Origin of the sequence: Nocardiopsis trehalosi NBRC 14201, from assembly GCF_001552555.1 — a bacterium.
Classification (GTDB): Bacteria; Actinomycetota; Actinomycetes; order Streptosporangiales; family Streptosporangiaceae; genus Nocardiopsis_B; species Nocardiopsis_B trehalosi.
On record NZ_BCRK01000024.1, the window covers coordinates 1 to 22505 of the forward strand.

General features: G+C 74.9%; 28 protein-coding genes. 15 read left to right on the forward strand and 13 right to left on the reverse strand.

From position 1 onward, the window contains the following. The first annotated feature begins 182 nt into the window (after positions 1–182). A complete protein-coding gene (locus NT8_RS29200) occupies positions 183–356 on the forward strand; it encodes a hypothetical protein (protein WP_157515572.1) in 174 nt (57 codons plus the stop codon). A gap of 48 nt (positions 357–404) precedes the next feature. On the opposite strand, the gene NT8_RS06860 is transcribed toward NT8_RS29200, so the two are convergent. Both NT8_RS06860 and NT8_RS06865 read right to left on the reverse strand, forming a co-directional pair. After that, positions 405–1373 (reverse strand): DUF4097 family beta strand repeat-containing protein, encoded by a 969-nt coding sequence (locus NT8_RS06860; protein WP_067965443.1) that lies wholly within the window; start codon positions 1371–1373, stop codon positions 405–407. 288 nt (positions 1374–1661) lie between these two features. Next, complete coding sequence (locus NT8_RS06865) at positions 1662–2546, reverse strand: NAD(P)-dependent oxidoreductase (RefSeq protein WP_067965444.1); 885 nt, start codon at positions 2544–2546, stop codon at positions 1662–1664. Positions 2547–2642: 96 nt separating this feature from the next. On the opposite strand from NT8_RS06865, the gene NT8_RS06870 reads away from it, so the two are divergent. Both NT8_RS06870 and NT8_RS06875 read left to right on the forward strand, forming a co-directional pair. Beyond that, a complete protein-coding gene (locus NT8_RS06870; RefSeq protein WP_067965445.1) occupies positions 2643–3005 on the forward strand; it encodes a winged helix-turn-helix transcriptional regulator in 363 nt (120 codons plus the stop codon). Positions 3006–3150: 145 nt separating this feature from the next. Further along, a complete protein-coding gene (locus tag NT8_RS06875; RefSeq protein WP_067965448.1) occupies positions 3151–4362 on the forward strand; it encodes a serine hydrolase domain-containing protein in 1212 nt (403 codons plus the stop codon). 48 nt (positions 4363–4410) lie between these two features. Here the strand turns inward: NT8_RS06875 and NT8_RS06880 are convergent, their stop codons facing one another. The 3 genes from NT8_RS06880 to NT8_RS06890 are packed head-to-tail and all read right to left on the reverse strand — an operon-like array spanning position 4411 to position 6962. After that, the gene (locus tag NT8_RS06880; RefSeq protein WP_067965450.1) at positions 4411–4923 is read right to left on the reverse strand and encodes a hypothetical protein; all 513 of its coding nucleotides are present in this window, start codon (positions 4921–4923) and stop codon (positions 4411–4413) included. Between the two features lie 30 nt (positions 4924–4953). Beyond that, the gene (locus tag NT8_RS06885; RefSeq protein WP_067965452.1) at positions 4954–6021 is read right to left on the reverse strand and encodes a DNA polymerase III subunit beta family protein; all 1068 of its coding nucleotides are present in this window, start codon (positions 6019–6021) and stop codon (positions 4954–4956) included. Positions 6022–6071: 50 nt separating this feature from the next. Beyond that, on the reverse strand, positions 6072–6962 hold the full coding sequence (locus NT8_RS06890; RefSeq protein WP_084468705.1) for an alpha/beta hydrolase fold domain-containing protein: 891 nt from the start codon (positions 6960–6962) through the stop codon (positions 6072–6074). A gap of 357 nt (positions 6963–7319) precedes the next feature. On the opposite strand from NT8_RS06890, the gene NT8_RS06895 reads away from it, so the two are divergent. After that, positions 7320–8654, forward strand: coding sequence for an MFS transporter (locus NT8_RS06895; protein ID WP_067965454.1), 1335 nt, complete (start codon positions 7320–7322; stop codon positions 8652–8654). Between the two features lie 63 nt (positions 8655–8717). Here the strand turns inward: NT8_RS06895 and NT8_RS29205 are convergent, their stop codons facing one another. Continuing rightward, entirely contained in the window at positions 8718–9029 is a 312-nt protein-coding gene (locus NT8_RS29205) for a transcriptional regulator (RefSeq protein WP_067965456.1), read from the reverse strand. Then, positions 9026–9466, reverse strand: a complete 441-nt coding sequence (locus tag NT8_RS29210; protein ID WP_067965458.1) for a hypothetical protein — start codon at positions 9464–9466, stop codon at positions 9026–9028. The genes NT8_RS29205 and NT8_RS29210 overlap by 4 nt, the downstream gene beginning before the upstream one ends. A gap of 479 nt (positions 9467–9945) precedes the next feature. Here NT8_RS29210 and NT8_RS06910 point away from each other — a divergent pair, with 479 nt between their 5' ends. The 5 genes from NT8_RS06910 to NT8_RS06930 all read left to right on the forward strand — a co-directional run bounded on the left by NT8_RS06910 (position 9946) and on the right by NT8_RS06930 (position 13847). Continuing rightward, the gene (locus NT8_RS06910) at positions 9946–10170 is read left to right on the forward strand and encodes a hypothetical protein (protein WP_157515574.1); all 225 of its coding nucleotides are present in this window, start codon (positions 9946–9948) and stop codon (positions 10168–10170) included. Between the two features lie 15 nt (positions 10171–10185). Further along, complete coding sequence (locus NT8_RS06915) at positions 10186–10920, forward strand: hypothetical protein (RefSeq protein ID WP_067965462.1); 735 nt, start codon at positions 10186–10188, stop codon at positions 10918–10920. Then, positions 10920–11849: a DUF6895 family protein gene (locus tag NT8_RS06920; protein WP_067965464.1), complete on the forward strand. Its 930-nt coding sequence runs from the start codon at positions 10920–10922 to the stop codon at positions 11847–11849. Before NT8_RS06915 ends, NT8_RS06920 begins: the two co-directional genes overlap by 1 nt. Further along, the gene (locus tag NT8_RS06925; RefSeq protein WP_157515576.1) at positions 11846–12922 is read left to right on the forward strand and encodes a serine hydrolase domain-containing protein; all 1077 of its coding nucleotides are present in this window, start codon (positions 11846–11848) and stop codon (positions 12920–12922) included. The genes NT8_RS06920 and NT8_RS06925 overlap by 4 nt, the downstream gene beginning before the upstream one ends. A gap of 112 nt (positions 12923–13034) precedes the next feature. Then, positions 13035–13847, forward strand: a complete 813-nt coding sequence (locus tag NT8_RS06930) for an MBL fold metallo-hydrolase (RefSeq protein WP_067965466.1) — start codon at positions 13035–13037, stop codon at positions 13845–13847. 32 nt (positions 13848–13879) lie between these two features. Here NT8_RS06930 and NT8_RS06935 read toward each other — a convergent pair whose 3' ends face one another. The 5 genes from NT8_RS06935 to NT8_RS06955 form a co-directional block, all read right to left on the reverse strand. Beyond that, complete coding sequence (locus tag NT8_RS06935) at positions 13880–14245, reverse strand: hypothetical protein (RefSeq protein WP_067965467.1); 366 nt, start codon at positions 14243–14245, stop codon at positions 13880–13882. A gap of 85 nt (positions 14246–14330) precedes the next feature. Beyond that, positions 14331–14831 (reverse strand): TspO/MBR family protein, encoded by a 501-nt coding sequence (locus NT8_RS06940; RefSeq protein WP_067965469.1) that lies wholly within the window; start codon positions 14829–14831, stop codon positions 14331–14333. Between the two features lie 249 nt (positions 14832–15080). Then, complete coding sequence (locus NT8_RS06945; protein ID WP_084468707.1) at positions 15081–15371, reverse strand: hypothetical protein; 291 nt, start codon at positions 15369–15371, stop codon at positions 15081–15083. Positions 15372–15422: 51 nt separating this feature from the next. Next, positions 15423–15683, reverse strand: a complete 261-nt coding sequence (locus NT8_RS06950; protein WP_067965474.1) for a hypothetical protein — start codon at positions 15681–15683, stop codon at positions 15423–15425. A 318-nt stretch (positions 15684–16001) separates the two neighbouring features. Further along, a complete protein-coding gene (locus NT8_RS06955) occupies positions 16002–16784 on the reverse strand; it encodes a L,D-transpeptidase (protein ID WP_067965475.1) in 783 nt (260 codons plus the stop codon). Positions 16785–17027: 243 nt separating this feature from the next. Between NT8_RS06955 and NT8_RS06960 the strand changes: the two genes are divergently transcribed. Together NT8_RS06960 and NT8_RS06965 are read left to right on the forward strand one after the other, a co-directional pair. Then, on the forward strand, positions 17028–17741 hold the full coding sequence (locus NT8_RS06960; protein ID WP_067965476.1) for a response regulator transcription factor: 714 nt from the start codon (positions 17028–17030) through the stop codon (positions 17739–17741). Beyond that, entirely contained in the window at positions 17722–19839 is a 2118-nt protein-coding gene (locus NT8_RS06965; RefSeq protein WP_084468708.1) for a sensor histidine kinase, read from the forward strand. Before NT8_RS06960 ends, NT8_RS06965 begins: the two co-directional genes overlap by 20 nt. 190 nt (positions 19840–20029) lie before the next feature. Here the strand turns inward: NT8_RS06965 and NT8_RS29780 are convergent, their stop codons facing one another. Further along, positions 20030–20437 (reverse strand): ATP-binding protein, encoded by a 408-nt coding sequence (locus tag NT8_RS29780; protein ID WP_067965478.1) that lies wholly within the window; start codon positions 20435–20437, stop codon positions 20030–20032. Between the two features lie 264 nt (positions 20438–20701). On the opposite strand from NT8_RS29780, the gene NT8_RS06975 reads away from it, so the two are divergent. From NT8_RS06975 to NT8_RS06985, 4 genes are all read left to right on the forward strand, one after another. Continuing rightward, complete coding sequence (locus tag NT8_RS06975; protein ID WP_067965479.1) at positions 20702–21508, forward strand: helix-turn-helix domain-containing protein; 807 nt, start codon at positions 20702–20704, stop codon at positions 21506–21508. 4 nt (positions 21509–21512) lie between these two features. Continuing rightward, positions 21513–21689: a DUF397 domain-containing protein gene (locus tag NT8_RS28395; protein WP_084468711.1), complete on the forward strand. Its 177-nt coding sequence runs from the start codon at positions 21513–21515 to the stop codon at positions 21687–21689. 46 nt (positions 21690–21735) lie between these two features. After that, positions 21736–21909 carry a DUF397 domain-containing protein gene (locus tag NT8_RS06980; RefSeq protein ID WP_067965482.1) on the forward strand — a complete coding sequence of 58 codons (174 nt, stop codon included), beginning with the start codon at positions 21736–21738 and terminating at the stop codon, positions 21907–21909. Positions 21910–22065: 156 nt separating this feature from the next. After that, positions 22066–22500 (forward strand): helix-turn-helix transcriptional regulator, encoded by a 435-nt coding sequence (locus NT8_RS06985; RefSeq protein ID WP_067965519.1) that lies wholly within the window; start codon positions 22066–22068, stop codon positions 22498–22500. The last annotated feature ends 5 nt before the right edge of the window (positions 22501–22505 follow it).

Genomic DNA, 22505 nt, shown 5'->3' on the forward strand with positions numbered 1-22505 from the left:
CGGGCGGGCGCCCGCGTGTCCGGCCCGGTCCGCCGACCGGGTCACCCGGTCGGCGGACGAATCAGGCCGAACCAGGATGCGGTCCGGTCGGAACCGGTGATCCTGCCGGGTCCGGTGTGCGGCGGGGCCGGGGAGCGGGCACACCCCGGGTAGCACCGCACCGCCGCCCACCGGGAGTCCTCATGCGCCGCCTGACCACCGCCGTCGCCACCCTCGCCGCCACCGGGGCGCTCGTCCTCGCGGCGGCCGCACCCGCGGCGGCGCTCACCACCGCCGAGTGCGTCGCCGGGGGCGGGCACGTCCTCAGCGGGTACTGCTGGGGCGGCATCCACTCCGGGCAGCCCGTCGACGACTAGCGTGCGGCGCCCCGCAGCGTGCGGGCGGGTTCCGGTTCCGACCGCCGGTCACCGACGCGGTCCGCGACGCCGTCCGAACCAGCGCCTGGTGTCGGGACGGTCGGCGGCGAAGGGCCCGTCGGTAGGGCGGCGCGTCGACGCGGCGCGGCCCGCCGGTGTGGACACCCGCCCGGTGACGGTGGTGGTGTTCACGCGGAGGTCGGTCATGGCCGCGTCGTCGGCGGTGATGGTGATGTCTCCGCTGACGGAGACGGCGGTGATGTCGGCGGGGCCGGTCGCCGCGACTCTGATGGCGCTGCTGACGGACCGGGCGTCGACTCTGCCCTGGGCGTCGGCCACGGAGACGTGTCCGCTGGTGGAGGACGCGGTGACGGCACGGGTCCGGTTCAGCCGGACGTCGCCGCTGACACTGGTGGCCTCCGCTTCGTCGACCGCTCCGCTGACCGTGATGGCGCCCGACTCGGTGTCGGCGTCAAGGTGCCGGGCCGAGTCCATCCGCAGGGCGCCCCTGGTGGAGCGGAAGCGGACGCTCTCCAGGGTGCCGGTGGTCTCGACGTCGGCGGACACGGTGGTGGCGCGTAGGGAGGACCCCGGGGGCACGACCGCCTCGATGTGGAAGGGCTCGTCACCGCCGGAGGCGGCGCCGGCTCCGGTCACCCGCTGCCCATCGACGTAGACCTCGCTGCCGGGCCCGGAGGTGTAGTAGTGGCTCGACGAGTCGCCGTCGAAATTGTTGAAGGAGACGTTGCCGCTGCCGATCTGCACGACGTTGCCGTAGCCGTAGCCGTAGCCGGAAGCGAAGCCGGACACCGAACGGCCGCCGGCCTCGGAGCGCACCTCCCACCGGCCCCCGGTGCCGTCCTGCAGTACGGCGTCGACGTCGGCTCGGCTTCCGGTGGCCGTGAAGGTGGCGGTCCGCGCCGCTTCGGACACGCGGACCGAGACCGAGCCCGCGGTCAGGTCCAGGTCGAGGGTGATCGGTCCCGGGGAGGGCGCACTGAACGTGCGTTCGGCCATATGAAGCTCCCGGATCGGTGCTGGTAGGCCGGGTTCCGCCATGGCGGAACCCGAAGGATGATCATGCTTCGACGCCCGTGGAAACGGCTCGGAGCCACGGACAGCGCCTTGATTATCCTCATTCGCACCACCTGCGGTCGCCGCGGTCCGCTCCCGGCGGCCCTCCCGGCCGCCGGGCCCCCGGCCGCGCTCGCACCGCCGAGGGCGCCGCGGAGGCCCCGCCCCTCGGCACCGACCTCATCGCCCGGACCGGAGCCGCCACCACCGGTCCCCCGGGTGGGTGGCCGGTCAGCGCACCAGCAGGTCGACCACGCCCGTCAGGTCCTCGTCACCGCTGCCCTCGGCCAGTCGGCGGCGCATCAGCGCGAAGTAGGGGCTGAGCAGCTCCGTGCTGACCCCCTGCTGCTCGGCGGTGCCGACGAAGTTCGGCACCCCGGCCACCTGCATGGCGAGGTTGGAGACCACGTTGGTGGTGTAGTCACCGGTGCGGAGCTGGTCGGCGGTCTGGTGGACCGACGGAGCGGCCATCGCCGTGAGCCAGCCGGTGAGCAGCGGGGCGAGCGACGCGGGGTCGATGTCCTCCTTGCGGATGAGGGCGAACGCGTGCGCGATCCCGGCGAACATCCCGTACATGGCGCTGAGCAGGGCGATGTCGTGCAGGGCGGCGAACCCGGCGTCCTCACCGACGTAGGTGGTGCCGACCGGGACGCCCAGGGTCTCCCGGTGCCGTTCGAACAGCTCCTTCGACCCGCTGTAGAAGACGTATCCGCCGGCCTCCGGAACGCCGACCATCGGGGGGACGGCCATGATCCCGCCGTCCAGGTAGCGGGCGCCGCGCTCGCGGGCCCACTCGGCGCGGGCGCGGGCCTGGGCGGGGGTGCCGGTGGTCAGGTCGACCAGGTCCCGTCCGGCCAGGTCGGTGTCGGCGAGCGTGGCGGTGACCGAGGCGTCGTCCAGCAGGCAGACGACGACCAGCGAGTTCGCCGCGACCGCCTCGGCGGCGCTGCGCGCGACGGTCGCCCCCTCCGCGGCGAGCGCCTCGGCGCGGGCCGGGGTGCGGTTCCAGACGGTGAGGGGGTGCCCGGCCGCGAGCCAGGCCCGGGCCAGAGCGGTGCCCATCGCGCCGAGGCCCAGCAGCGTGAGGGGGGTCTTGTCAGCGGTTTCCTGTGCCATGCCGACTAGGCTCGTGGCCGGCCCGACGGTGTTCAAGTACGCACTTCGAAGTGGGCGCGCACCTCGGGGTTAGCGAGCAGGTCGAGAGGGTGGGACATGGCGACGCTGAACCGGCCCGGTACACCGAGCGGGCACGTGTGCGGGATCGACGCCGCGATGGAGGTGATCGGCGGCAAGTGGAAGGTGCTCATCCTCTGGGCGCTCCACGAGAACCCCCACCCCCGCTTCGGCGAGCTGCGCCGGCTGCTGCCGGGCATCACCGAGAAGGTGCTGGCCTCCCACCTGCGCGAGATGGAGGCGGACGGCATCGTCCGCCGCGTCGCCTACGACGAGGTGCCGCCCCGCGTGGAGTACGCGCTGACCGCCGACGGCGCGCGCCTCAACGACGCGCTCGACCCGCTGGCCGCGTGGGGGCGCGAACGGGCGTTGGCCCGGCGTCTGGAGGAGGGGGCGGCCTAGACATCCGCCGGGTCGTTCGGCGGTGGCGGCCGCGCGCGGCCACCCCCGTCGGGCAGGTCGTAGACCACCCTCCGGCAGGAGGCGCCGGTGCCCACCCCGGAGGCAGGCTTCCCTCGTCAGATCCCCTCTGTCCGAGGAGCCGTTGATGCCCGCACCCGCCCCCTCGGCGCCGACCCGCCGGCGCCACCCCTTCCGCGTCCCGGCGGCGGTGGTCGCCGCCGCGCTGGCCGCCGTCGCCGCCCCGCCCGCCGCCGCCGACGCGGGCGGCCCCGACCCGGCGCCGCGCGCCGAGATCCAGCGGGCGCTCGACGCGGTGGTGGCCGCCGGCGCGCCGGGGGCCACCGCGCGGATCACCGACGAGAACGGCACCTGGACCGCCACCTCCGGGACCGCCGACCTCGACACGGGCGCGCCCATGCCCGCCAACGGGGCGTTCCGCGCGGCCAGCGTGACCAAGAGCCTGGTGGCCACCGTGGTCCTGCAACTTGAGGACGAGGGCACGCTGGCGCTCGACGACCCCCTGGACGAGTTGCTGCCCGGGGCGCTCCCCGGCGGCGGCGACGTCACCGTCTACCAGCTCCTCACCCACACCGGCGGCCTGGCCGACTACATCGCGGACCCGCTGTTCCAGGACCCGGAGAACTACCTGCGGCGGGGCTTCACCCCCGAGGAGCTGGTGGAGATCGCCGCCCGGCAGGAGCCGCACGGCGCACCGGGCGAACTCGCCTACGCGAACGTCAACTACGTACTGCTGGGCATGGTCGTGGAGGAGCTGACCGGCGACACGCTGGGCGACGCGCTCACCGACCGGGTGCTGGAACCAGCGGGCATGCACCGGTCCTACCTCCCGGTGCACGAGACCGGGCTGCGCGGCCGGCACGCCTCCGGCTACTACCGCCTGGCCGGTCAGCAGGACCTCACCGAGGCCACCGAACTCGACCCGTCGTTCGCGTGGGCCGCCTACGGGCTCGTCTCCACGCCGAAGGACATCGAGCGCTTCTACCGCGCGCTGTGGGACGGCGACCTGCTGCCCGCCGCGAGCCTGGCGCGGATGCGCGAGATGGTGCCGGGGCCCGACTTCTTCGTGTCCGGCTACGGCCTGGGCCTGGAGCGGATGGACCTCACCTGCACGCGCCCGGAGGGCCACACCGGCAGCATGCCCGGCTTCTCCACCTTCGCGTTCCTCACCCCCGACGGCGAACGGCAGGTGACCATCTCGATCAACGCGTTCCTGCTGGACGCCTCGGCCACGCCGATGATCCTGGCGGCGCTGGACGTGCTCAACCTGGAGTTCTGCGGCGAGCCGTTCACCTTCCCCCAGGGGGCCGAGCGGGCCGCGCCGCGCGTGCTGGCCTGAGGCGCGCGGCTCCGGCCGGCCCCGTCATCCGACGGGGCCGGCCGGGCATTACGCCGGTGCGGCGGGCGCGGTCGGCCGCTTGGCGCGGTCCCGCCGGGCGATGGCGTCGGCGACCTCGCGGACGGCGCCGCGGATCATGTCGCCGTAGGCGTCGTCGGGCAGGCCGGGGGCATGCTCCCGGGCCGCCTCGATGTGCTCTGCTGCCGCGTCGAACGCGCCGAGCCGACGGTAGTCGTCGGCGAGGTTGAGGTGCAGGGAGGGGGCGAACCCGGCGACGGCGACACCGGCGTGGTGCTCCGCGACCCGCTGCTGGGTCAGGGCCTCGGCGGCGTCCAGGGCCCGGACGTTCCAGGCGAGGGCCTGCGCGGGCGCGTCGTCGTAGAGGTCCGCCAGGTAGTGGGCGAGGGTGCAGCGGTGCAGCGGGTCGCCGGCGGCCCCGATCTCGGCCCACAGCCCGCGCAGCGTCCGGCGGGCGGCGGCGGTGCCGCCGGCCCGGCCCTCGGTGACGGCCCGGCCGATGGCGTCCATGATCGGGTCGGGGGTGGCGGGTGCGGTGGTCATGGGTGGTCCTCGTTCTCTCGGGTGGGGGTGTCAGGCGGCGGGGTCGGCCATGACGGGCATGGCCAGGGTGGTGAGGTCGCCGCGGTCGGCGGAGCGCACCGTGACGGGCCGGTCGGCGCCCCGCAGGTCGAGCAGCACATCGGGGCCGACGGCGGTACTCACGGCCGGGTACAGCGTGGTCAGCGCGAACCGGATCAGCAGATCGGCCCCCGTCGCGGTGGCCGGGAGCGGGGTGCCGGGGCCGCCGTCCGCCGGCCGGACGGCCACGCCGCCGCCGGTGACGCGCAGCGCGACGTGCTCGCCGGGGTGCTCCTCCAGGGCGCGCAGGAACGCGTCCTTGGCGACCACCGCGCGGGTGGTGGCCTCGCCCAGGGAGGCGAGCATGCGCCGGTGGTCGGGGAACTCCCCGGTCAGCAGCCGGCACCACCGGTCCGCGCGGCCGTCCGCGCGGAACCGCACCGCGTGCGGGACCGCGTCGACGCGCACCAGCGCGCTGCGGCGGATGTCCGCGACCGCGTCCCGGAGTTCGCCGCCGTCGACCGTGCCGGCCCACGCCCGCCCCGGCGCGCCGACCGGCACCAGGGTCCGGGTGGAGAGCCGGTAGCGGTCCGTCGCGGTCAGGGCCACCGCCTCCGGGCTCGCCTCGACGCGCACGCCGGCCAGCGCCGGCAGCAGCGGGTCGTGCACGGCGGCGGTCAGCACCTGGTCGACCGCGTCCGCCAGCACCGGGCCTTTCAGCGCCGCGATCGGCTCGCCCGGCGCGCCGCCGAGCGCGGGCCGCAGGGCGGCGGCCCGCCGCTGGACATCGGCGGCGTGCGCGAGTACCTGGGCGACGTGCCCGTCGAGGATGCGGGTCGCCTCGTCGGCCCCGGCGTCGAGCGCCGCGCCGACGTCGGCGAGGGGCATGGCGAGTTCGCGCAGCCGCCGCAGCACGGTCGCCCGCGCCACCTGGCCGGCCGCGTAGTAGCGGTAGCCCGAGGCCGGGTCGACCTCGGCGGGCGGCAGCAGCCCGGAGTCGGCGTAGAACCGCAGCGCGCTGGGCGTCAGCCCGGTGCGCTGGGCGAACGCCCCGATCGGCATGAGTTCGTCGTCCGGCACCGCGCCATCATCGACCTTCGACCGGCCTGAAGGTCAACTCCGGGCGCCGGTCACTCCAGTGCGGCGACGATGCGGGCGCGGGCCCGGCGGCCCTCGGGGATGGGGTAGAGCGGGTAGACGTGGATCTGCCCCTCGGCCTCGTGGAACTCCACCGGCACCCCGGCGTCCTCGGCCCGTTCGCGGAACCGGCGGGTGTCGGGGTTGAGGACGTCGCGGGTGCCGATGAACACCGTGCACGGCGGCAGCCCGGCCAGGTCGCCGTTGAGTGGGCTGACCCGGGGGTCGGCCGGGTCGAGGGGGCCCGCCCACAGCCGCCCGGCGAACCGCAGCCCCTCCCGCGACAGCTCGGGGTCGTAGGGCTCCACGGCGGGGATGTCGGGGTTGTCCATGGTGACGTCCAGCCACGGCGAGATCAGCACGAGCCGGCTCGGCTGGTGGCCGCCCTCGTCGCGCATCCGCTGCGCCGCCGCGACCGCCAGCCCGCCGCCCGCCGAGTCGCCCACCAGCGCGGTGGCGCCTTCGCCGCGGTCGACCAGGTCGCGCGCGAGCGCGGTGATCTCGGGGACCACCCGCTCCGCGGTGCCGTCGGGCGCCAGCGGGTGCACGGGGACCGACACGCGCGCCCGCAGCCGCTGGGCGAGCAGCCGGGCCATCCGCCAGTGCATGCCGCTGACCTGGTCGATGTAGGCGCCGCCGTGGAGGTAGAGGACCTCGCGCAGGTGCGGGCCCGAGCGGGGCGCCACCTCGTAGCAGGGCCACCCGCAGCGGGCGTGCAGGTCGACGGCGCAGGCGCGGTCGAGCCAGCGCGGCGGCGCGTAGGAGTCGGGGCGCACCTGGTGCGATTCGACCTTGCGGCGCACCACAACGGGGTCGCGGTACTCGATCCGCGCGCCGACCACGGACGCCGCCGCCCGCCACAGCCGGCTGGGAACACTGGGCACGGTGGACCTCCGTCCGGTCCCGGCCGCCCGGGTGGCGGCCTCGACGGACCGGCCTCTGCCCGCAGCGTGGCCGTCCTCACCCGGGGGCGCCGCCGGCGGGAGCGGGAAACGCGGCGGGGCCGGTGTTCCCAGCACCGGCCCCGCTCCACGCACTACGCCTGGCCCCTCGTCGAGGGACGGCCCGAGTCTAGGGACGGGCACCGACATTTCCGGCGGCGTGCCCCGCCGCGCGGGCTCCGCACCGCCCTGACCGGCCCGGTAGCGCCGCGAGACCGCCAGACCGGTGATGTTATGGCCGGTTCATCCCGGGTACCTCCCTTCCGCTTACGACCATCAGGGCTTAAGGAAGGCACGCCCATGAGCGATGAGGACCCAAAGGGCGAGGACGCGAACCCGTCCCTCGTCCGGCGCGCGATCGCGGCCGCCGCGATCGGCAACTGCACCGAGTGGTACGACTTCGGCGTCTACGCCTACGTCGCCACGATGGTGGGCGCGGCGTTCTTCCCCGCGACCGACCCCGCGTTGCAGACCCTGTCGGCGTTCGGCGTCTTCGCCATCTCGTTCCTGCTGCGGCCGCTCGGCAGCCTGTTCTTCGGGCCGCTCGGCGACCGCATCGGGCGGCAGCGGGTCCTCGCGGTGACGATCTTCCTGATGTCGGGGGCGACCTTCGCGATCGGCCTGCTCCCCACCTACGCGCAGATCGGCATCGTCGCGCCCATCCTGTTCCTGCTCGCGCGGATGCTGCAGGGCTTCGCGACGGGCGGCGAGTACGGCGGCGCGGCGACCTTCATCGCCGAGTACGCCCCGGACAAGCGGCGCGGTTTCCTGGGCAGCTGGCTGGAGTTCGGCACGCTGGCCGGGTTCGCCCTGGGCGCGAGCGTGCCCACGGCGCTCACGCTGACCCTGTCGGAGTCCGACATGTCGTCGTGGGGCTGGCGCATCCCGTTCCTGATCGCGGGCCCGCTGGGCGCGGTCGGCCTCTACCTGCGGCGCAGGCTGGAGGACACCCCGGCGTTCCGCGAACTGGCCCGCGAGGAGAAGGTGGCCCGCTCCCCGCTGCGCACGCTGATCACCGAGAACTGGCGGATGCTGCTGACCCTGATCGGGATCGTCATCGTCCTCAACGTCGGCAACTACGTGCTGCTCACCTACATGGAGACCTACCTCGCGGAGGTCCTGGAGCTGGAGCGGACGGTCGCCCTGCTGTCGATGGTGGTGGTGATGGTCGCGATGATGGCGGTCATCCTGCCGGTGGGCGCGCTGTCGGACCGGATCGGCCGCAAGCCGCTGCTGGCGTCGGCGTGCGTCTGCTACCTGGTGCTGTCGATCCCGGCGTTCCTGCTGCTCACCCAGGGCACCTGGCCGACGACCATCGCCGGGCTGGCCATCCTGGCGCTGTGCCAGGTGCAGCTCCTGGGCACCATCCCGTCGGCGCTGCCCGCGCTGTTCCCGACGCCGGTGCGCTATGGGGCGTTCTCGATCGGTTACAACCTGTCGACCGCGCTGTTCGGCGGTACCGCCCCGTTCGTGGTGCAGGCGCTGGTCACCGGCACCGGCAACGACCTGGTGCCCGCGTTCTACCTGATGGGCGCGGCGGCCATCTCGATCGCCCCGGTGCTGCTGTCGCCGGAGACCGCGCGCAAGCCGCTGCTGAAGGAGCACCCGATGCCGCTCCACCCGAAGTCGGCCTGACCGCTCCCGCTTCCGCGCCCCCGCCCGCGTTCCGGGCGGGGGCGCCGCCGTGTGCGGCGCGGGTCAGTCGGCCTGGCCGACGATGGCGCGCAGGGCGGCGACGTGCCCGCGGTAGGCGGCGCGGCCTTCGGGGGTCAGCCGGAGCCACACCCGCTGCCGGGTGTCGCGGACCGCCTTGCGCTGGGTGACGTATCCGGCGTCCATGAGGACCGCGACGTGCTTGCTGAGGACCGAGGCGCTGACGTCGGCGTGGCGCTGCACGGCACCGAACTCGGCCTCCACGACGGCGTCGAGGAAGGCGCAGACGACGAGCCGCTTGGGTGCGTGGATCACTGCGTCGAACCCGTCGGCGGGTTCGGCCGCGGCCCGGGTCACGCCCGCCCCCGCCGGACCAGGCGGGGCAGGAGCAGCCAGCCGGCCATGACCAGGACGCTGACGGCCGCGACCACCCACCACACGCCGGGCAGGCCCAGGCGGTCGTCGATGATGAAGCCGGCGACGACCAGGCCGCCGAGGACGCAGGTGACCGCGATGTCGCGGACGCCCATGCGGGTCTGGAAGCCCTGGCGGCGGACCTGCCGGGACGCCAGCCCCCCGCAGAACGCGGCGAGCAGCACGCACACGACGGCGCCCCACAGGCCGGGCAGCAGGTTGGACAGGGCGACGGCGGCGACGACGCCGCTGAGGACGGCGACGTACCAGACGGGGGTGGACCGCTCGACGAGGCCGCGGCGGGCCTCGTCGACGCTGGCCAGGGCGGCGGCGGCCTCTTCGGGGGTGGGGGGGACGGGGCGCTGCTCGTTGGTTTCCATGATGGAAAGTCAAGCACTGAGTTTCCATGGTGTCAACACACGGGTTTCCACACCGGCAAGACACCGCGTGACCCCGGCCGCGCCGCGTCCGCCCGCCCGCTCCGCCCGCAGCGGCGCGCGGGCGGCCCCGCCCGACGGTCGGACGGCATTCCGGAAAACGGCAATACATAACGCCGAGAATGGTCGCGGTTGCGCCAACGAAGCCCACGGAAGGGAAAACCGGCCGCGCCCCGCGTGACCCCCGATTGTCCCCCATTGACCCGGACCCGGACCCCCGGAAAACCGCATCGCCAGCGGGAACACCCACGCCGCAGCCGTTCCCGCCACCCCGCCCGCGACCCGTCCCGGAAAATGCCGTCTGGTCGTCGCCAAGAATTGCCCTATAAACCCGGAAACGCTTGTGCCGACCCCCAGCCCTGACACATTCTTGTCGAGGAAGTTCCCGTTCCCGAAACCCACCAGGGGTGATCACTATGGCCATGACTCTGACGACCGACGTGAGCGTCGACGACCGCGTGGCGGTCCACGACCTCATCTCCACGGGCGAGATCCGCGACATGCCGCAGTTCGCCGCGCCCCACGGCCTGGCGCTGCTGCTCCTCGCGGCCGCCGCCCTGCTGTCCACCGACCCCGACGGCGGCGAGCCCGTCGAGGACACCGACGACGGCGTCGTGCAGAACCTGGCCGTCGCCCGCGCCTTCTGACGGAGCACCGCCACCATGCTGACCTCATCGCCGCGGGCCCGGTTCGAGGCCGCCACCGATGTTCTGGCGGCCGACCTGGCCCGAGCACTGACGGAGACCGGACGCCCGTTCTCGCTGGAACGGCACGTCGTCGCCATCGACGACTCCGGCAGCGGCCTCGGGGCCGTCCGCGTCCTGGGAGCGGACGTCCTGACCCCGTTCCTGCTGACCGGCCGGTCTCCCGACGACGATGACGTCGCGGTGGTCCGGGCGGCGGTGCGGGCGTTCCCCGCACCGCCGTCCGCGCCCGCCGTCGACCCCGTCTGGTCGGCCCGCGACTGGGCGCTGAGCCGCGCCCTGGTCCGCTGCGGCGCCGATCCCACCGGCTGGGAGGGGCTCACGCCCGATCCCGCCGACCCCGGCCCCGAAGCGGCCCCCGACCCCGACGGCCGCGGCGCCGCGCCCTGGCCCGGCTGCTCGGTCGCCCTCGCCCGCCTCGCGTCGCTGGCCCTGCCCGGCCTCGACGGCCCCACCCGCACCACCGCCCGCACCCGGCGCGACGACGCCGCGCGCGGCATGGCCCGCTCGCTGCTGCGCCGCGACCACCTCACGGCGGCCCGGCTCGCCCGCTGGCTGGCCCTGGACGACTCCGCGGCCCCCGAGCCGCTGCTGGAGTCGGCGGTCGCCCACCTCGAACTCCTCGGCGTCGGCGAACCCCGCACGGCGCTGGAACTGTCGATCACCCGCCGCATCATGGAACCGGAGCGCTGATGGACGCCGCCACCATCTCGCTGGCCCACCAGGTCAGCGACAACGCCCTCGACTGGATCGGCAGCGTCCGGTCGTTCTTCGCGCTCGACCACGACGTGCCGCCGTGGCAGATCGACGGCGACGGGCTCAAGTCCCTCAGCGAACTCGCGCTCGCCGTCGGGCTCATCCGCCGCGAGGCCGTCACCGGACCGCGCGGCTCCGACACCGCCGACGCCCTCGCCGAGTTCGCCTGGCGCGAGTTCCACGAGGGCGACCTGCTCTACACGCTCCAGCGCCACACCCCGGCGGCCACGCACCCGTTGGAGATCTACTCGTTCTTCGCGGCCGGCGGCCACCGCCACCCCGACCTGGAGGAGCTGGTCGCCCACCTCGGCGCCACCCGCGCCTGGCGGGTCCCCGAGCAGGTGCCCAACCGGCGGCTCGCCGTGTGGGCCGCCACCCGCCGCGTCGGGCTGCCCGAGAACGACGACCCCCGCGCGCTGACCGCGCTCACCTGGCTCGGCGGGCGGCCCGAGCCGTGGATGCTCGACGCCAACAACGCCTACGGGGTCACGCACACCGTCTTCCACCTCACCGACTGGGGCGCCGAACCCGAGCGCATCCCCCAGGAGCTGGAGGACTACCTGCGGAAGTGGCTGCCCGTATGGGTCGACGTGTTCGACGAGACCCGGTTCTGGGACCTGCTCGCCGAACTCCTCATCGTCGGGGTGTGCCTGCGCCGCCCGATGTTCTTCCCCGAGGTGTGGGAGCACCTGGCCGAGGCCCAGCAGGCCGACGGCATGGTGCCCAACGGGGTCACCCGGCCGCACGAGGAGCCCGAGCGCGCCTTCGCCAACCACCACCACCCGACCCTGGTGGCGGTCATCGCCGCGACCCTCACCGTGTCGCGCGCGCTCAGCCCCGCTCCGGCCGCGCCGGAACCGGTGTGACCGCCGCACCCGACGCGGGCCGGATGTCGGCGCTGCTCGACACCCACCTGCGTCCGCTCGTCGCCGACTCCGGCGTGCCGGGCGCCGCCGCCGCGGTCGTCCGCGGCGGCGACGCCGCCGTGCTGGCCGTCGGCCGCCGGCGGCGCGGCCGGCCCGAACCCGTCGACCCGCACACCCCGTTCGCCACCGGGTCGGTCACCAAGACCTTCACCGCCCTGCTGCTGGCCGAGGCCGCGGCGCGCGGCGAGGTCGGCCGGACCGACCCCTACCGCGACCACCTTCCGCCGTCCGCCCGGCCCCCGGCCGGCGTGGACGCGCCCACGCTGGACGACCTCGCCACGCACACGGCCGGGCTGCCGCGCGTCCCGCCCAACCTGTTCCCGCGCGCCGCCGCGCACTGGCTGTCCGACCCCTACGGCGGGTACGGACGCGACCGGCTGCTCCGCGCCGCCGCCCGCGCGCGGCCCCGCCGCGACCGCGCCGTGCCCCGTTACTCCACGTTCGGGGTGGGGCTGCTCGGCCAGCTCCTCGCCGACACCGCCGGCACCGACTACCCGGTCCTGCTCGCCGAACGGGTCCTGCGCCCGCTGGGCATGGCCGACAGCGGCGCGGCGCCCGGGGCGGGCGACGCGCCGGAGGCCGCGTGCGGGCACCGGCGGGGCCGCCCGGTGGCGCCGTGGCGGTTCGACGCCCTGGCCGGGGCGGGCGCCGTGTGGACCAGCGCCGCCGACATGCTCGCCTACCTGCGCGCCCACATCGACCCGGCGGGGGCCTCGCCGCCGCCGCTGGCCGACGCGCTGGCCGCCGTCGCCGAACCGCTCCGGCCGGCGGGCGGCCGGGCCGGCGCCAAGGGCACGTCGCTCGCGCTGGTGTGGAACCACCGCGTGGTGCGCGGCGAGACCCTGCTCTGGCACACCGGCGGCACCGGCGGGTTCACCGTCTACGCCGCGTTCAGCCCCACCGCGCGGGCGGGCGCCGCCATCCTCGGCAACGCCACCCCGACCCACCGCCAGCCGGTGGTCAACGCGGGGCGGCGGCTGTTCACGGCGGCCGTGTACGGCGACGACCGGTGAACCCCGCCCCGCCGCAGCGGGGTTCACCGCCGCTGCCGCCGGGTAGCCGCCACCCGGTACCGGGCCGCGCCGCAGCGGCGCGGCCCCCGGCCACCGCGCGGAAGGCGACCCCATGGCGCAGCCCCACCACGACCCGCTCCGGCGGTCCGTCCGCTTCATCGGCAACGCGACCGTGATCCTGCGCTGGGACGACCTCACGGTCCTCACCGACCCCAACTTCCTGCACCGCGGCCAGTTCGCCTACCTCGGCAAAGGGCTGGTGTCGCGGCGGCGCACCGACCCGGCGCTGCGGGTCGACGGGCTGCCCCGTCTCGACGCGGTCCTCCTGTCCCACCTGCACGGCGACCACTTCGACCGGGTGGCCCGGCGCGGCCTGGACCACGGGCTGCCCGTCGTCACCACGCCGCAGGCCGCGCGGCGGCTGCGCCGGCACGGGTTCGGCGAGTCGGTCGGCCTCGATGTGTGGGGCGACTGGGGGCTGGCGGCCGGGTCCACCTGGATGCGGGTGCACGCGGTCCCCGGCCGGCACGGGCCGCGGCCGTTCCACCGGCTGCTGCCGCCCGTGATGGGCAGCGTCGTGGAGTTCGGGCCGACCGGCGGCGGCGCCGAGATCCGGATCTACGTCACCGGCGACACCGTCATGTTCGACGGCGTCCACGAGATCCCGCGCCGCCACCCCGGCATCGACCTCACCCTGGTCCACCTCGGCGGCACCACCCTGCCGGGCGGGGTCATGGTCACCATGGACGACCGCCAAGGCGTCGAGCTGGTGGAGGCCGTCGACCCGCGCACCGTCTCACCGATCCACTACGACGACTACGGGGTGTTCAGGTCCCCCTTGAGCGCGTTCACCGCGCGGCTGCGCCGCCACGGGCTCGGCGGCCGGCTCCGGCTGCTGGAGAAGGGCACCGCGATCCCGCTGTAGCCGGACCCGGCGGCGGCACCCGGTCGGCGGCGTCACTCGGCCGGGAGGCCGCGCAGGCTCGCCGCGCACACCGCCGCCCATCCGCCGGCCATCGCGGCGACCGCCGCCCGGTGGCGGCGCCGGGGCAGGCCCAGGCCGAACACCACGGCGTCGCCGAGGTCGGCCGCGACCCGGGCGGAGACGGCCACCCGCATCGCCCGGGGGCTGGGGGCGCACAGCATCGCCGCGCCCAGCGCCATGTCGCGCACCCCCATGGCGTACATGAGCAGCCGCACGTCGCGCGGGAGCCGGCCGTCGCGGTCGAGCATCCCGCTCGGTCCGGCCATCAGCGGCGGGTGCGCCATGATCGCGGCGCTGAAGGCGATGGTGGTGGCGCCCAGCAGGCGGGGCAGCAGCATGTCGGCTCCTTCGGGTCGGCGCCCGGGGCGGGCGGCCGGCCGCCGGACCCCGCGCGCCGGGCGGCGGCGGGCGTCGCGGCGGTGGTCAGTTCGCGGCCACGATGGCGGCGTTCAGGGCGCCCGCGTACGCCGTCCACAGCAGGTACGGCACCAGCAGCAGCGCGGCCGCCCCGCTGTGCCGCCGGGCGAGCCCGATGAGGACCGCGATCGCGGCGACCAGCAGCAGGATGTCGGCGAGCGCCCACCCGAACAGGCCCGCGCCGAAGAACAGCGGGGTCCAGGCGGCGTTCAGCACGAGTTGCACCGCGAACACGGCGAAGGCGGCGCGCGCCCGCCGCCACCCCGCGGCGCGCCACAGCAGCCACCCGGACACCGCGATCAGCACGTACAGCACCGTCCACGCCGGGCCGAACAGCCACCGCGGGGGCGCCCACGCGGGCAGGTCGAGCCGGGCGTACACCTCGCCCGCGCCGCCCGCCGCCAGGCCGCCGACGAGGGCGGCCGCGAGCACCGCGAGGGCGAACACGGCGGCGGCGCCCAGAGCGGGCCCCGCTCCGGGCCGGTGGTGGCGGGTGCGCGTCGCCATGGCGGGCTCCTCACCTCGGGTGGCGGTCACCCCACCCCTGCCCGCCCCCGCCGCGCCCATGCGGCCGGGACGCCGGACACGCGGAAGGCGCGGCACCGGGGCCACCCCGCCCCGATACCGCGCCGACGGCGGCCGCCACCCGCCGGGACCTTCCCCGATCCGCTGCGGCGGTGTGCCGGCCGCCGGTACACCCGGCCCCGGGCCGGGCCGTGCCGGGCGGCCCCGCTCGACCACCCGGCACGGGTCACGTCAGCCGGTGTAGTTCGGCTCGTCCGGCAGCGGGCGGGCGGGGGCCGCCACCGGCGGTTGGGCCTGCTCGGGCGGCGCCGCCTCACCGGGGGCATCCTCCTCCGGCGGCACTCCGACGCCCGGAGGGTCGGACGGCTGCGCGGTGGGCGGGTCGGCCGGGATGGACGGCTGGGGAGCGGGCTGCTCGGCCGCCGGGGGCGCCGGGACGTCGGTCTCGGCGAACGCGGGGGCCGCGCCGAACAGCGCGGCGGCCGCGACACCGGCGACCAGGAACAGGTTCTTCACTCGCATGGGGGACCTCTCGGTGAGGGGGTCGGTCGTGGACAGGGAGCCGGACGCCGGTCAGCCGGTGTAGTTCGGCTCGACCGCCAGCGGGTCGGCCAGGCCGGCCTCCTCCAGGGCCTCCTGTTCGCGGGCGATCTCCTCGTCGAGTCGCTCCTGCTCGGCTGCCTCATCGGCGGTGGGCGGGTCGGCCGGAGTTTCCGGGGCGGGCTGCTCGGCCGCCGGGGGCGCCGGGACCTCGCTCTCGGCGAACGCGGGGGCGGCGCCGAACAGGGCGGCGGCGCTGACGCCGGCCACGAGCAGCAGCTTCTTCAGGTTCATGGTGGTTCCTTCGATGGTCGTTCTTCGGGAGTACGCCCCAACGGCGTTCTCGGGACGGCGGACGCCGCGCCTCGGTGCGGCGCGGATCGGCCGGTGTGGTTCGGGATGGCCCGGTCGGAACCGCCGGTTCCGCCGGTCCGGGCGGGAGCTCGTGGCCTCGGGGCCGAGGCGGCGGCGGTCGCGGCGGGGGCGACCGGGGGGCGCGGGGGTGAAGGGCCGCCCGCTGCGGGGCGGCGGTTTGCGGAGGTGCCGGTCCACCGCCCCCGCGGCAGTGGACCGGCACCGCCCGCCCCGGGGAGGGTGGGGCGGGCGCCTGCGTCAGCCGAGGATCTCGACCGGCGTGCCGACCGGGAGGTTCTCGGCCATCCAGGTGATGTCGTCGTTGGAGACGCGGATGCAGCCGTGGCTGATCTGCTGCCCCAGCGCGTCGGGGTCGTTGGTGCCGTGCACGGCGAGCTGGCCGGGGCCCCCGGCGAAGGTCTCCAGCGTCTCGGAGTGCCCGCTGAGGCCGAACGCGTAGGCGCCGTAGTCGCCGTCGGGGTCGGAGGGCTGGAGCAGCTCGGTGAAGTAGTACCGGCCGGGCGGGGTGGGCGTCTCGCTCTCCCCGGTGCCGATCTGCCCCGACCGGACCTCCTCGCCGCCGTCGAAGACGGTGAACGTGAACGCCTCGGGGTCGACCTCCAGCCGGAACGTGGTGGCCGACAGCTCGACGTCCTCGGCCTTCACCCACCCCGTGCTGCCGTTGGGCCGCACGGGGAGCAGCACCTCCAGCCAGTCGCCGGCGTTCTGCTGCACCAGGAACGCGCGGTCGGCGCCGAAGTCGTTGGGGCTGGCCAGCGTCTCCTCGACCTCCTCCCCGCCCTCCTCGGCGTAGATCTCGATCTCGTCCCCGACCGCGGTGGCGATCTCGGCGGGGGCGGCGCCGTCGGCCGGGGCCTCGGCCGACGCGTCCCCGCCCGCGCCGCCGCCGTCGTCCGGCGCGCCGGCCGGAGCGGACTGGCAGGCGGTGAGGGCGGCCAGGGCGGCCGCCGCGGCGAGCGGCGGCAGGAGCCGGCGGGCGCCCGTCCGGGCGTCCCGCGCGGCGAAGGGAAGTCGGTACATGAGGGGAGTCCATCCGGCATCGGTTCCGCGGCGGCCGGGACCGTCCGCGTCTGCGGGGGGAGGCGCCCGGCGGTGATCCGCCGGACACCACGAAGACTGGCCGAGGATTGTGAAGGTCCCGTGTGCCCGTTGTGTGCGTCCGGTGTTCGCGCCGTCCGGGCGCGTACGATCGAGCCGCCCCCGCGGTCCCGGCCCCTCCCCCGGCCGTCCGGACCGCCCCCGATCGACGGAGGGACCCCCCGCGTGTGCGCGCACGTGCTCGTCGCCGAGGACGACGTGAACCAGGCCGAACTCATCCGGCGCTACCTGGAGCACGAGGGGCACGCCGTGTCCGTCGTCCACGACGGCCGGGCCGCCGTGGAGGCGCACCGGCGCAGCGGCCCCGACCTCGTCGTGCTCGACGTGATGATGCCGGTCATGACCGGCCTGGAGGCGTGCCGGGTGCTCCGCGCGGAGTCCGACGTCGCCCTGCTCATGCTCACGGCGCGCTCCACGGAGGACGACCTGCTGACGGGCCTCGACCTGGGCGCCGACGACTACGTCACCAAGCCGTTCAGTCCGCGTGAGCTGATGGCGCGGGTCCGCACCCTGCTGCGGCGGTCCCGCCGCGCCGCCGCCCCGGAGCCCGAGGACCGGACGCTGCGCGCCGGCCCGCTGGCCGTCGACCCGGACCGGCACACCGTGCACCTGCGCGGGACCCCGGTCGGGTGCACGCCTGCCGAGTTCCAGCTCCTCGCCGCCCTCGCCGAGCGGCCCGGACGCGTGTTCACCCGGGCGCAATTGCTGGAGCGCATCCACGGCATCGACCGGTTCATCACCGAGCGCACCATCGACGTGCACGTGAAGAACCTGCGCAAGAAGCTGGAGGCGCAGCCGCGCCGCCCGACCCTCATCCGCACGGTCTACGGGGTCGGCTACAAGATCGACGGGTCCGCCGATGGCGCGCGCCCGGCGTAGGGCCGGGCACCGGGGGGCCGCGCGCCCCCCGCGCCGGGGCGCCCTGCGGCACAGCCTGCTCGCCCGCGTACTGGCCAGCTCCGTCCTGGTCGCGGTCTGCTCGGTCCTCGCCACCGCGTGGCTGGCGGTGCAGGGCACCTCCGAGTCGATCAGCTCCCAGCAGGGCGAGACCCTGGCCGTGGACACCCGCATCCACGACGCCCTGGTCGGCTACGCGGCCGCCCACCCCGAGTGGGACGGCGTGCAGGACGCGGTCGACGACCTGGCCGACGAGACCGGGCGCCGTATCGCGCTGACCACGGAGAACCGGCGGCTCCTCGCCGACTCCGCCGAATCCGGCACCCCGCTGCCCGCGCACACCTCCTCGGTGGTCGACCCGCTGGCCGTGGACGTCACCTTCGCCCCCGACGACACCGACCGCATCGACCACCGTGCGGTCGGGCCGTTCGCCCTCGGCGGCGAGGAGCGCACGCGGCTGGCCGAGGCCGCCAAGGACGTCGCCGCCTGCCTCACGGCCGCGTACGGCGGCGAGATCGAGGTGGCCGACACCCCCAGCGGCCGCCCGGCCTTCGACTGGGACGGCGCCGAGCCCGACGCGTCCGCCTTCGCGGACTGCAACGGCGACCTGCTGCTGGCCCCGACCGCGAGCGAGGAGGAGGCGCTGGACGACCTCAACGGGCGCATCGCGGACTGCCTGGAGCCGCACGGCCTGCAGGCCGTCTACACCATCGACGGCCTGACGGGCACGGGCACCGTCGCCCCCCGCCCGTCCGCCGAACCGCCGGGGGCGCAGGCCGACGAACACCGCCCACCCGCCGAACCGCCGAACCTGCCCGACGAAGGGGTCGGACAGCCCCCCGAGGCGTCCGCGCCGGCGGACCCCCCGGAGCAGGACGCGCCCGGCGACCCCGGAGCCCAACCGTCGTACGCACCGGGGGGCGAGGTCCCGGAGGGCCTGCCCGAGACGACCTCCCTCCCCACCCCCGACGACGGGTCGGCCACGGACACCCCCGACGAGGAGGACCCGGCCGCCCCGCCGCTGACCGCCGCCCTCGACGCCCGGACGGCGGCCTGCGTCGACGCCGCCCGCCGCGATCAGCTCGACCCCTACGTCGCCCCGGCGGCCCTGCTCTTCATCGACGACCCCGCCGCCAGCCCGGCGCAGGACATGGCGCTGTCGCGCGACGGCCTGCTGCGGGTGTCGGGGGTGGTGCTGCTGGTCCTGGTGCTGACCGTGGTGGTGAGCGTGGCGGTGTCGATGCGGCTGATCCGGCCCGTGCACGCCCTCACCGACGCGGTGCAGCGGATGCGCGGTGGGGACGCGTCGACGCGGGTCGCGGTGCGCGACGCGGGCGAGATCGGGCGGCTCGGCGCCGCGTTCAACGAGATGTCGGAGCACCTGGAGCGGCTGGAGGAGCAGCGCAAGGCCATGGTCAGCGACGTGTCGCACGAGCTGCGCACCCCGCTGAGCAACCTGCGCGGGTGGCTGGAGGCGGCGCAGGACGGGGTGGCCGAGCTCGACCCCGAGCGCATGGCGATGCTGGTGGAGGAGACGCGGCTGCTCCAGCGCATCATCGACGACCTGCGCGACCTCGCCCTGGCGGACGCGGGCAAGCTGCGGTTGTCGCCGGAGCGGGTCGACGCGGCCGACCTGGTGGCGCAGGCGGCGGCGAGCCACCGGCTGGCGGCGGAGTCAGCGGGGCTGCGCCTCGTCACCGACGCCGAGGAGGGGGTCGTGCTGTACGCCGACCGCACCCGCGTGCTCCAGGCGGTCGGGAACCTGCTCGGCAACGCGCTGCGGCACACCCCGGCGCCCGGGGAGGTCACCGTGCGGGCGCGGGGCGAGGGCGACGAGGCGGTCATCGAGGTCGCGGACACCGGGGTGGGCATCGCGGCGGACGACCTGCCGCACGTGTTCAGCCGGTTCTGGCGGGCGGAGAAGTCCCGCAACCGCAGGACGGGCGGCAGCGGGCTGGGGCTCGCCATCGTCCGCAACCTCACCGAGCTGCACGGCGGCCGCGCCACGGTCACCAGCACCCCGGGCGAGGGCTCCACCTTCACCCTCCGCCTGCCCCTCGCCGGCCCCCCGTCGACGTGACCCCGTCCCGCCCTGGACAGCACGGGCGGGGAGGACCCCGGGCGGGAGCACGAAGTGGTCGCGGTTCCGGTCGCGGCGCGGCAGGGGCGGGCGGGTGTCGGTCATGGGTGCCTTCGCGGGAGGTTCGCGGGGTGGGACGAAGGGGCTGGTGGGCCGGTGCCGCCGCACCGGCCCACCCCGGGTCGGAGGGTCAGAGGGTCAGGTGGGGGGCACGGTCGGGGGCGCCCCTGCTCCAGTCGAGGAAGAAGAAGACGCCCGGCCGCGAGGGCAGGAAGCCGGTCATGGTGCAGACGGCGGCCACGAGCCGGAGCCCGCGCCCGTTCTCGTCGTCCGGTCCGACCTCGGGGATGCGGGGGGCCGTGGGGCCGCCGCCGTCGCAGCACTCGACGTAGAGGGAGGTCGGGGAGACCCCGGCGTCCAGGCGGAAGCGCGGTCCCGTGCTGTGCCGGACGGCGTTGGTGGCGACCTCGCTCACCGCGAGGAGCGCGTCCCCGACAACGGACGCCGGGGTTCCGGGATGGAGCAGCGCCCGCACCCAGTCCCGGGCGTCCCGCACCCGCTCGGGCTTCGCGGGGAACTCGACGGTATGGCACCTCATCGCCCACACCTCCCACACACCCGCCGATTCCCCCGCCCGAAGAGCACATAGGGGCGCACCCGACGCCGAGTTTGAAATAGGGTGGTTCGCGTCATCAGCACTCCTGATGCTGTTGGCCATGGCCCCGGACCGTTCTGAGCGGTCGCGGGGCTCCTTTCGGCCAGATTCCGGGAGTCCGCTCGCCACTTCCAGTGGTTGACCAGCACTGGGGCTTTTTTGGTGATGCTTGTACAACAAGGGAGCAGGCATGTAAAAATTTGGCTCATGACGGAAAAGGAGCTGCCCGACTGGGTAGGTTTCGGCCGCGAGGTGCGCCGTCTCAGGCAGCAAGCAGGGAAGTCACTCGACACCCTCTCCCGGCAGGTCAACCTCTCCATCGGTATGCTGTCGAAGATCGAGCGCGCAACGCGCGCACCGAAAAGGGACACCGTTGGAAAACTTGACCAAGCGCTTTGTACAAACGGCGCTCTCCTGCGCCGATGGGCGGACACCACGAAGGCTGTCGCCGATCCTGCCTGGTACCGACGCGTTGAGGACGCGGAAAAGGCGGCGGTGGAAATTCGGCTCTATCACCCATCCCTGATACCGGGACCTCTTCAACTGCGGGAGTACGCCGAGACGGTTCTGCTCAACGGGCGCCCCCTAGACCCTCCAGAGACGATCACGGCCCTCCTGGCGTTGAAGGCGGCACGAGCGGAACGGCTCCTTGCCCCTGGGCCCCCGGTCGTGTCCGCTGTCATCCCAGAGCTTGTGGTCCGGCAATGCATCGGTACGCCGGAAACCGCGACCCAACAACGGCGCCACCTCTTGGCGCTGGCAGAATCAGGAGCGCTGAGCTTGCAGATCATCCCAACCGGCCCACCAGCGGACATCGGGCTGTCGGTTGGAGCCTTCGACCTGCTGAGCTTCATGGACCGGCTCCCTCTCGTACACGCGGAGCACGCGTGTGGCGGGGAACTGATCGATGATCCACAGGAGGCTCAACGGATTGTCAGCGTGCATGGACGCATGCAAGCGTGGGCCCTCTCCCCAGCGGATTCGATCGACTTCATCAAGAGTGCAGGAGTGTGACCGTATGTTGAGCAACGACTGGAAGAAGTCGTCCCGGTCCAACGCCGGAGGAGCCTGCGTCGAAGCCCGCAGCGACACGGCCCAGGTGTGGGTCCGGGACACGCAGAACCGCGAGGGGGCAACACTCGCCGTCCCGGCCCGGGAGTGGATCGCCCTCCTCAACGACCTCGACCACATGTGAAGAACGGCCCTGGCCACCGCCAGGGTCCTTCCGTTCGGAGGCAGCGATGACCGATAACTGGCATAAGTCCAGCTACAGCGACGGCAACGGCGGCCAGTGCGTCGAGGTGGCGGAGGGGCCGATCACGTCGGTTCGGGACACGAAGAACCGCGAAGCGGCCACGCTCGCCGTCCCGGCTCGGGAGTGGATCGCCCTCCTGAACGACCTCGACCGGCTGTAGACCGGCCACGGCCCGACTATCCGGGTCGTGTCACCCGGGCACGCCCCGCTCCCCTGCACGGCGGTAAAGGGGCGTGTCCGTGCGGGTCAAGAAGGCTCGCACCCTGCCCCGATCCGGGGTACTTGTGGCACGATTCGTCACGTGACCAGCACGCCCATGCCGGAGCAGCGGCTCAGTGACCTCGTCCGGCTGCGCCGTGTCCGGGACCGGATCGACCGGGAGTACGCGCAGCCGCTCGACGTCGAAGCGCTCGCGCGCGGCGCCAACATGTCGGCCGGGCACCTCAGCCGACAGTTCCGGGCCGCCTACGGCGAATCGCCGTACTCCTACCTCATGACCCGGCGCATCGAACGCGCCATGGCGCTCCTCCGCCAGAGCGACCTCAGCGTCACCGACGTCTGCTTCGCGGTCGGCTGCTCCTCGCTCGGCACCTTCAGCACCCGCTTCACCGAACTCGTCGGCGTGCCGCCCAGCGTCTACCGCCGCGAGGGGGCGCGCGCGACCGAGGGCATGCCGGCGTGCGTCGCCAAGCAGGTGACCCGACCCGTCAGGAATCGAGAAGCGCCGGCGCGGACCCGCGAAATAGCGTGATCTGC

Bases quoted from the DNA above. Each gene is read 5' to 3' on its own strand.
- NT8_RS06910 (WP_157515574.1), top strand. From the start codon at position 9,946: ATGACTCTGACGACCGACGTGAGCGTCGACGACCGCGTGGCGGTCCAC.
- NT8_RS06930 (WP_067965466.1), top strand. From the start codon at position 13,035: ATGGCGCAGCCCCACCACGACCCGCTCCGGCGGTCCGTCCGCTTCATC.
- NT8_RS06865 (WP_067965444.1), bottom strand. From the start codon at position 2,546: ATGGCACAGGAAACCGCTGACAAGACCCCCCTCACGCTGCTGGGCCTC.
- NT8_RS06945 (WP_084468707.1), bottom strand. From the start codon at position 15,371: ATGCGAGTGAAGAACCTGTTCCTGGTCGCCGGTGTCGCGGCCGCCGCG.
- NT8_RS06980 (WP_067965482.1), top strand. From the start codon at position 21,736: ATGACCGATAACTGGCATAAGTCCAGCTACAGCGACGGCAACGGCGGC.
- NT8_RS06880 (WP_067965450.1), bottom strand. From the start codon at position 4,923: ATGACCACCGCACCCGCCACCCCCGACCCGATCATGGACGCCATCGGC.
- NT8_RS06975 (WP_067965479.1), top strand. From the start codon at position 20,702: ATGACGGAAAAGGAGCTGCCCGACTGGGTAGGTTTCGGCCGCGAGGTG.
- NT8_RS06860 (WP_067965443.1), bottom strand. From the start codon at position 1,373: ATGGCCGAACGCACGTTCAGTGCGCCCTCCCCGGGACCGATCACCCTC.
- NT8_RS06935 (WP_067965467.1), bottom strand. From the start codon at position 14,245: ATGCTGCTGCCCCGCCTGCTGGGCGCCACCACCATCGCCTTCAGCGCC.
- NT8_RS06920 (WP_067965464.1), top strand. From the start codon at position 10,920: ATGGACGCCGCCACCATCTCGCTGGCCCACCAGGTCAGCGACAACGCC.
- NT8_RS28395 (WP_084468711.1), top strand. From the start codon at position 21,513: ATGTTGAGCAACGACTGGAAGAAGTCGTCCCGGTCCAACGCCGGAGGA.
- NT8_RS06985 (WP_067965519.1), top strand. From the start codon at position 22,066: ATGCCGGAGCAGCGGCTCAGTGACCTCGTCCGGCTGCGCCGTGTCCGG.
- NT8_RS06915 (WP_067965462.1), top strand. From the start codon at position 10,186: ATGCTGACCTCATCGCCGCGGGCCCGGTTCGAGGCCGCCACCGATGTT.
- NT8_RS06940 (WP_067965469.1), bottom strand. From the start codon at position 14,831: ATGGCGACGCGCACCCGCCACCACCGGCCCGGAGCGGGGCCCGCTCTG.
- NT8_RS29210 (WP_067965458.1), bottom strand. From the start codon at position 9,466: ATGGAAACCAACGAGCAGCGCCCCGTCCCCCCCACCCCCGAAGAGGCC.
- NT8_RS06950 (WP_067965474.1), bottom strand. From the start codon at position 15,683: ATGAACCTGAAGAAGCTGCTGCTCGTGGCCGGCGTCAGCGCCGCCGCC.
- NT8_RS06955 (WP_067965475.1), bottom strand. From the start codon at position 16,784: ATGTACCGACTTCCCTTCGCCGCGCGGGACGCCCGGACGGGCGCCCGC.
- NT8_RS06895 (WP_067965454.1), top strand. From the start codon at position 7,320: ATGAGCGATGAGGACCCAAAGGGCGAGGACGCGAACCCGTCCCTCGTC.
- NT8_RS29780 (WP_067965478.1), bottom strand. From the start codon at position 20,437: ATGAGGTGCCATACCGTCGAGTTCCCCGCGAAGCCCGAGCGGGTGCGG.
- NT8_RS06870 (WP_067965445.1), top strand. From the start codon at position 2,643: ATGGCGACGCTGAACCGGCCCGGTACACCGAGCGGGCACGTGTGCGGG.
- NT8_RS29200 (WP_157515572.1), top strand. From the start codon at position 183: ATGCGCCGCCTGACCACCGCCGTCGCCACCCTCGCCGCCACCGGGGCG.
- NT8_RS06965 (WP_084468708.1), top strand. From the start codon at position 17,722: ATGGCGCGCGCCCGGCGTAGGGCCGGGCACCGGGGGGCCGCGCGCCCC.
- NT8_RS06875 (WP_067965448.1), top strand. From the start codon at position 3,151: ATGCCCGCACCCGCCCCCTCGGCGCCGACCCGCCGGCGCCACCCCTTC.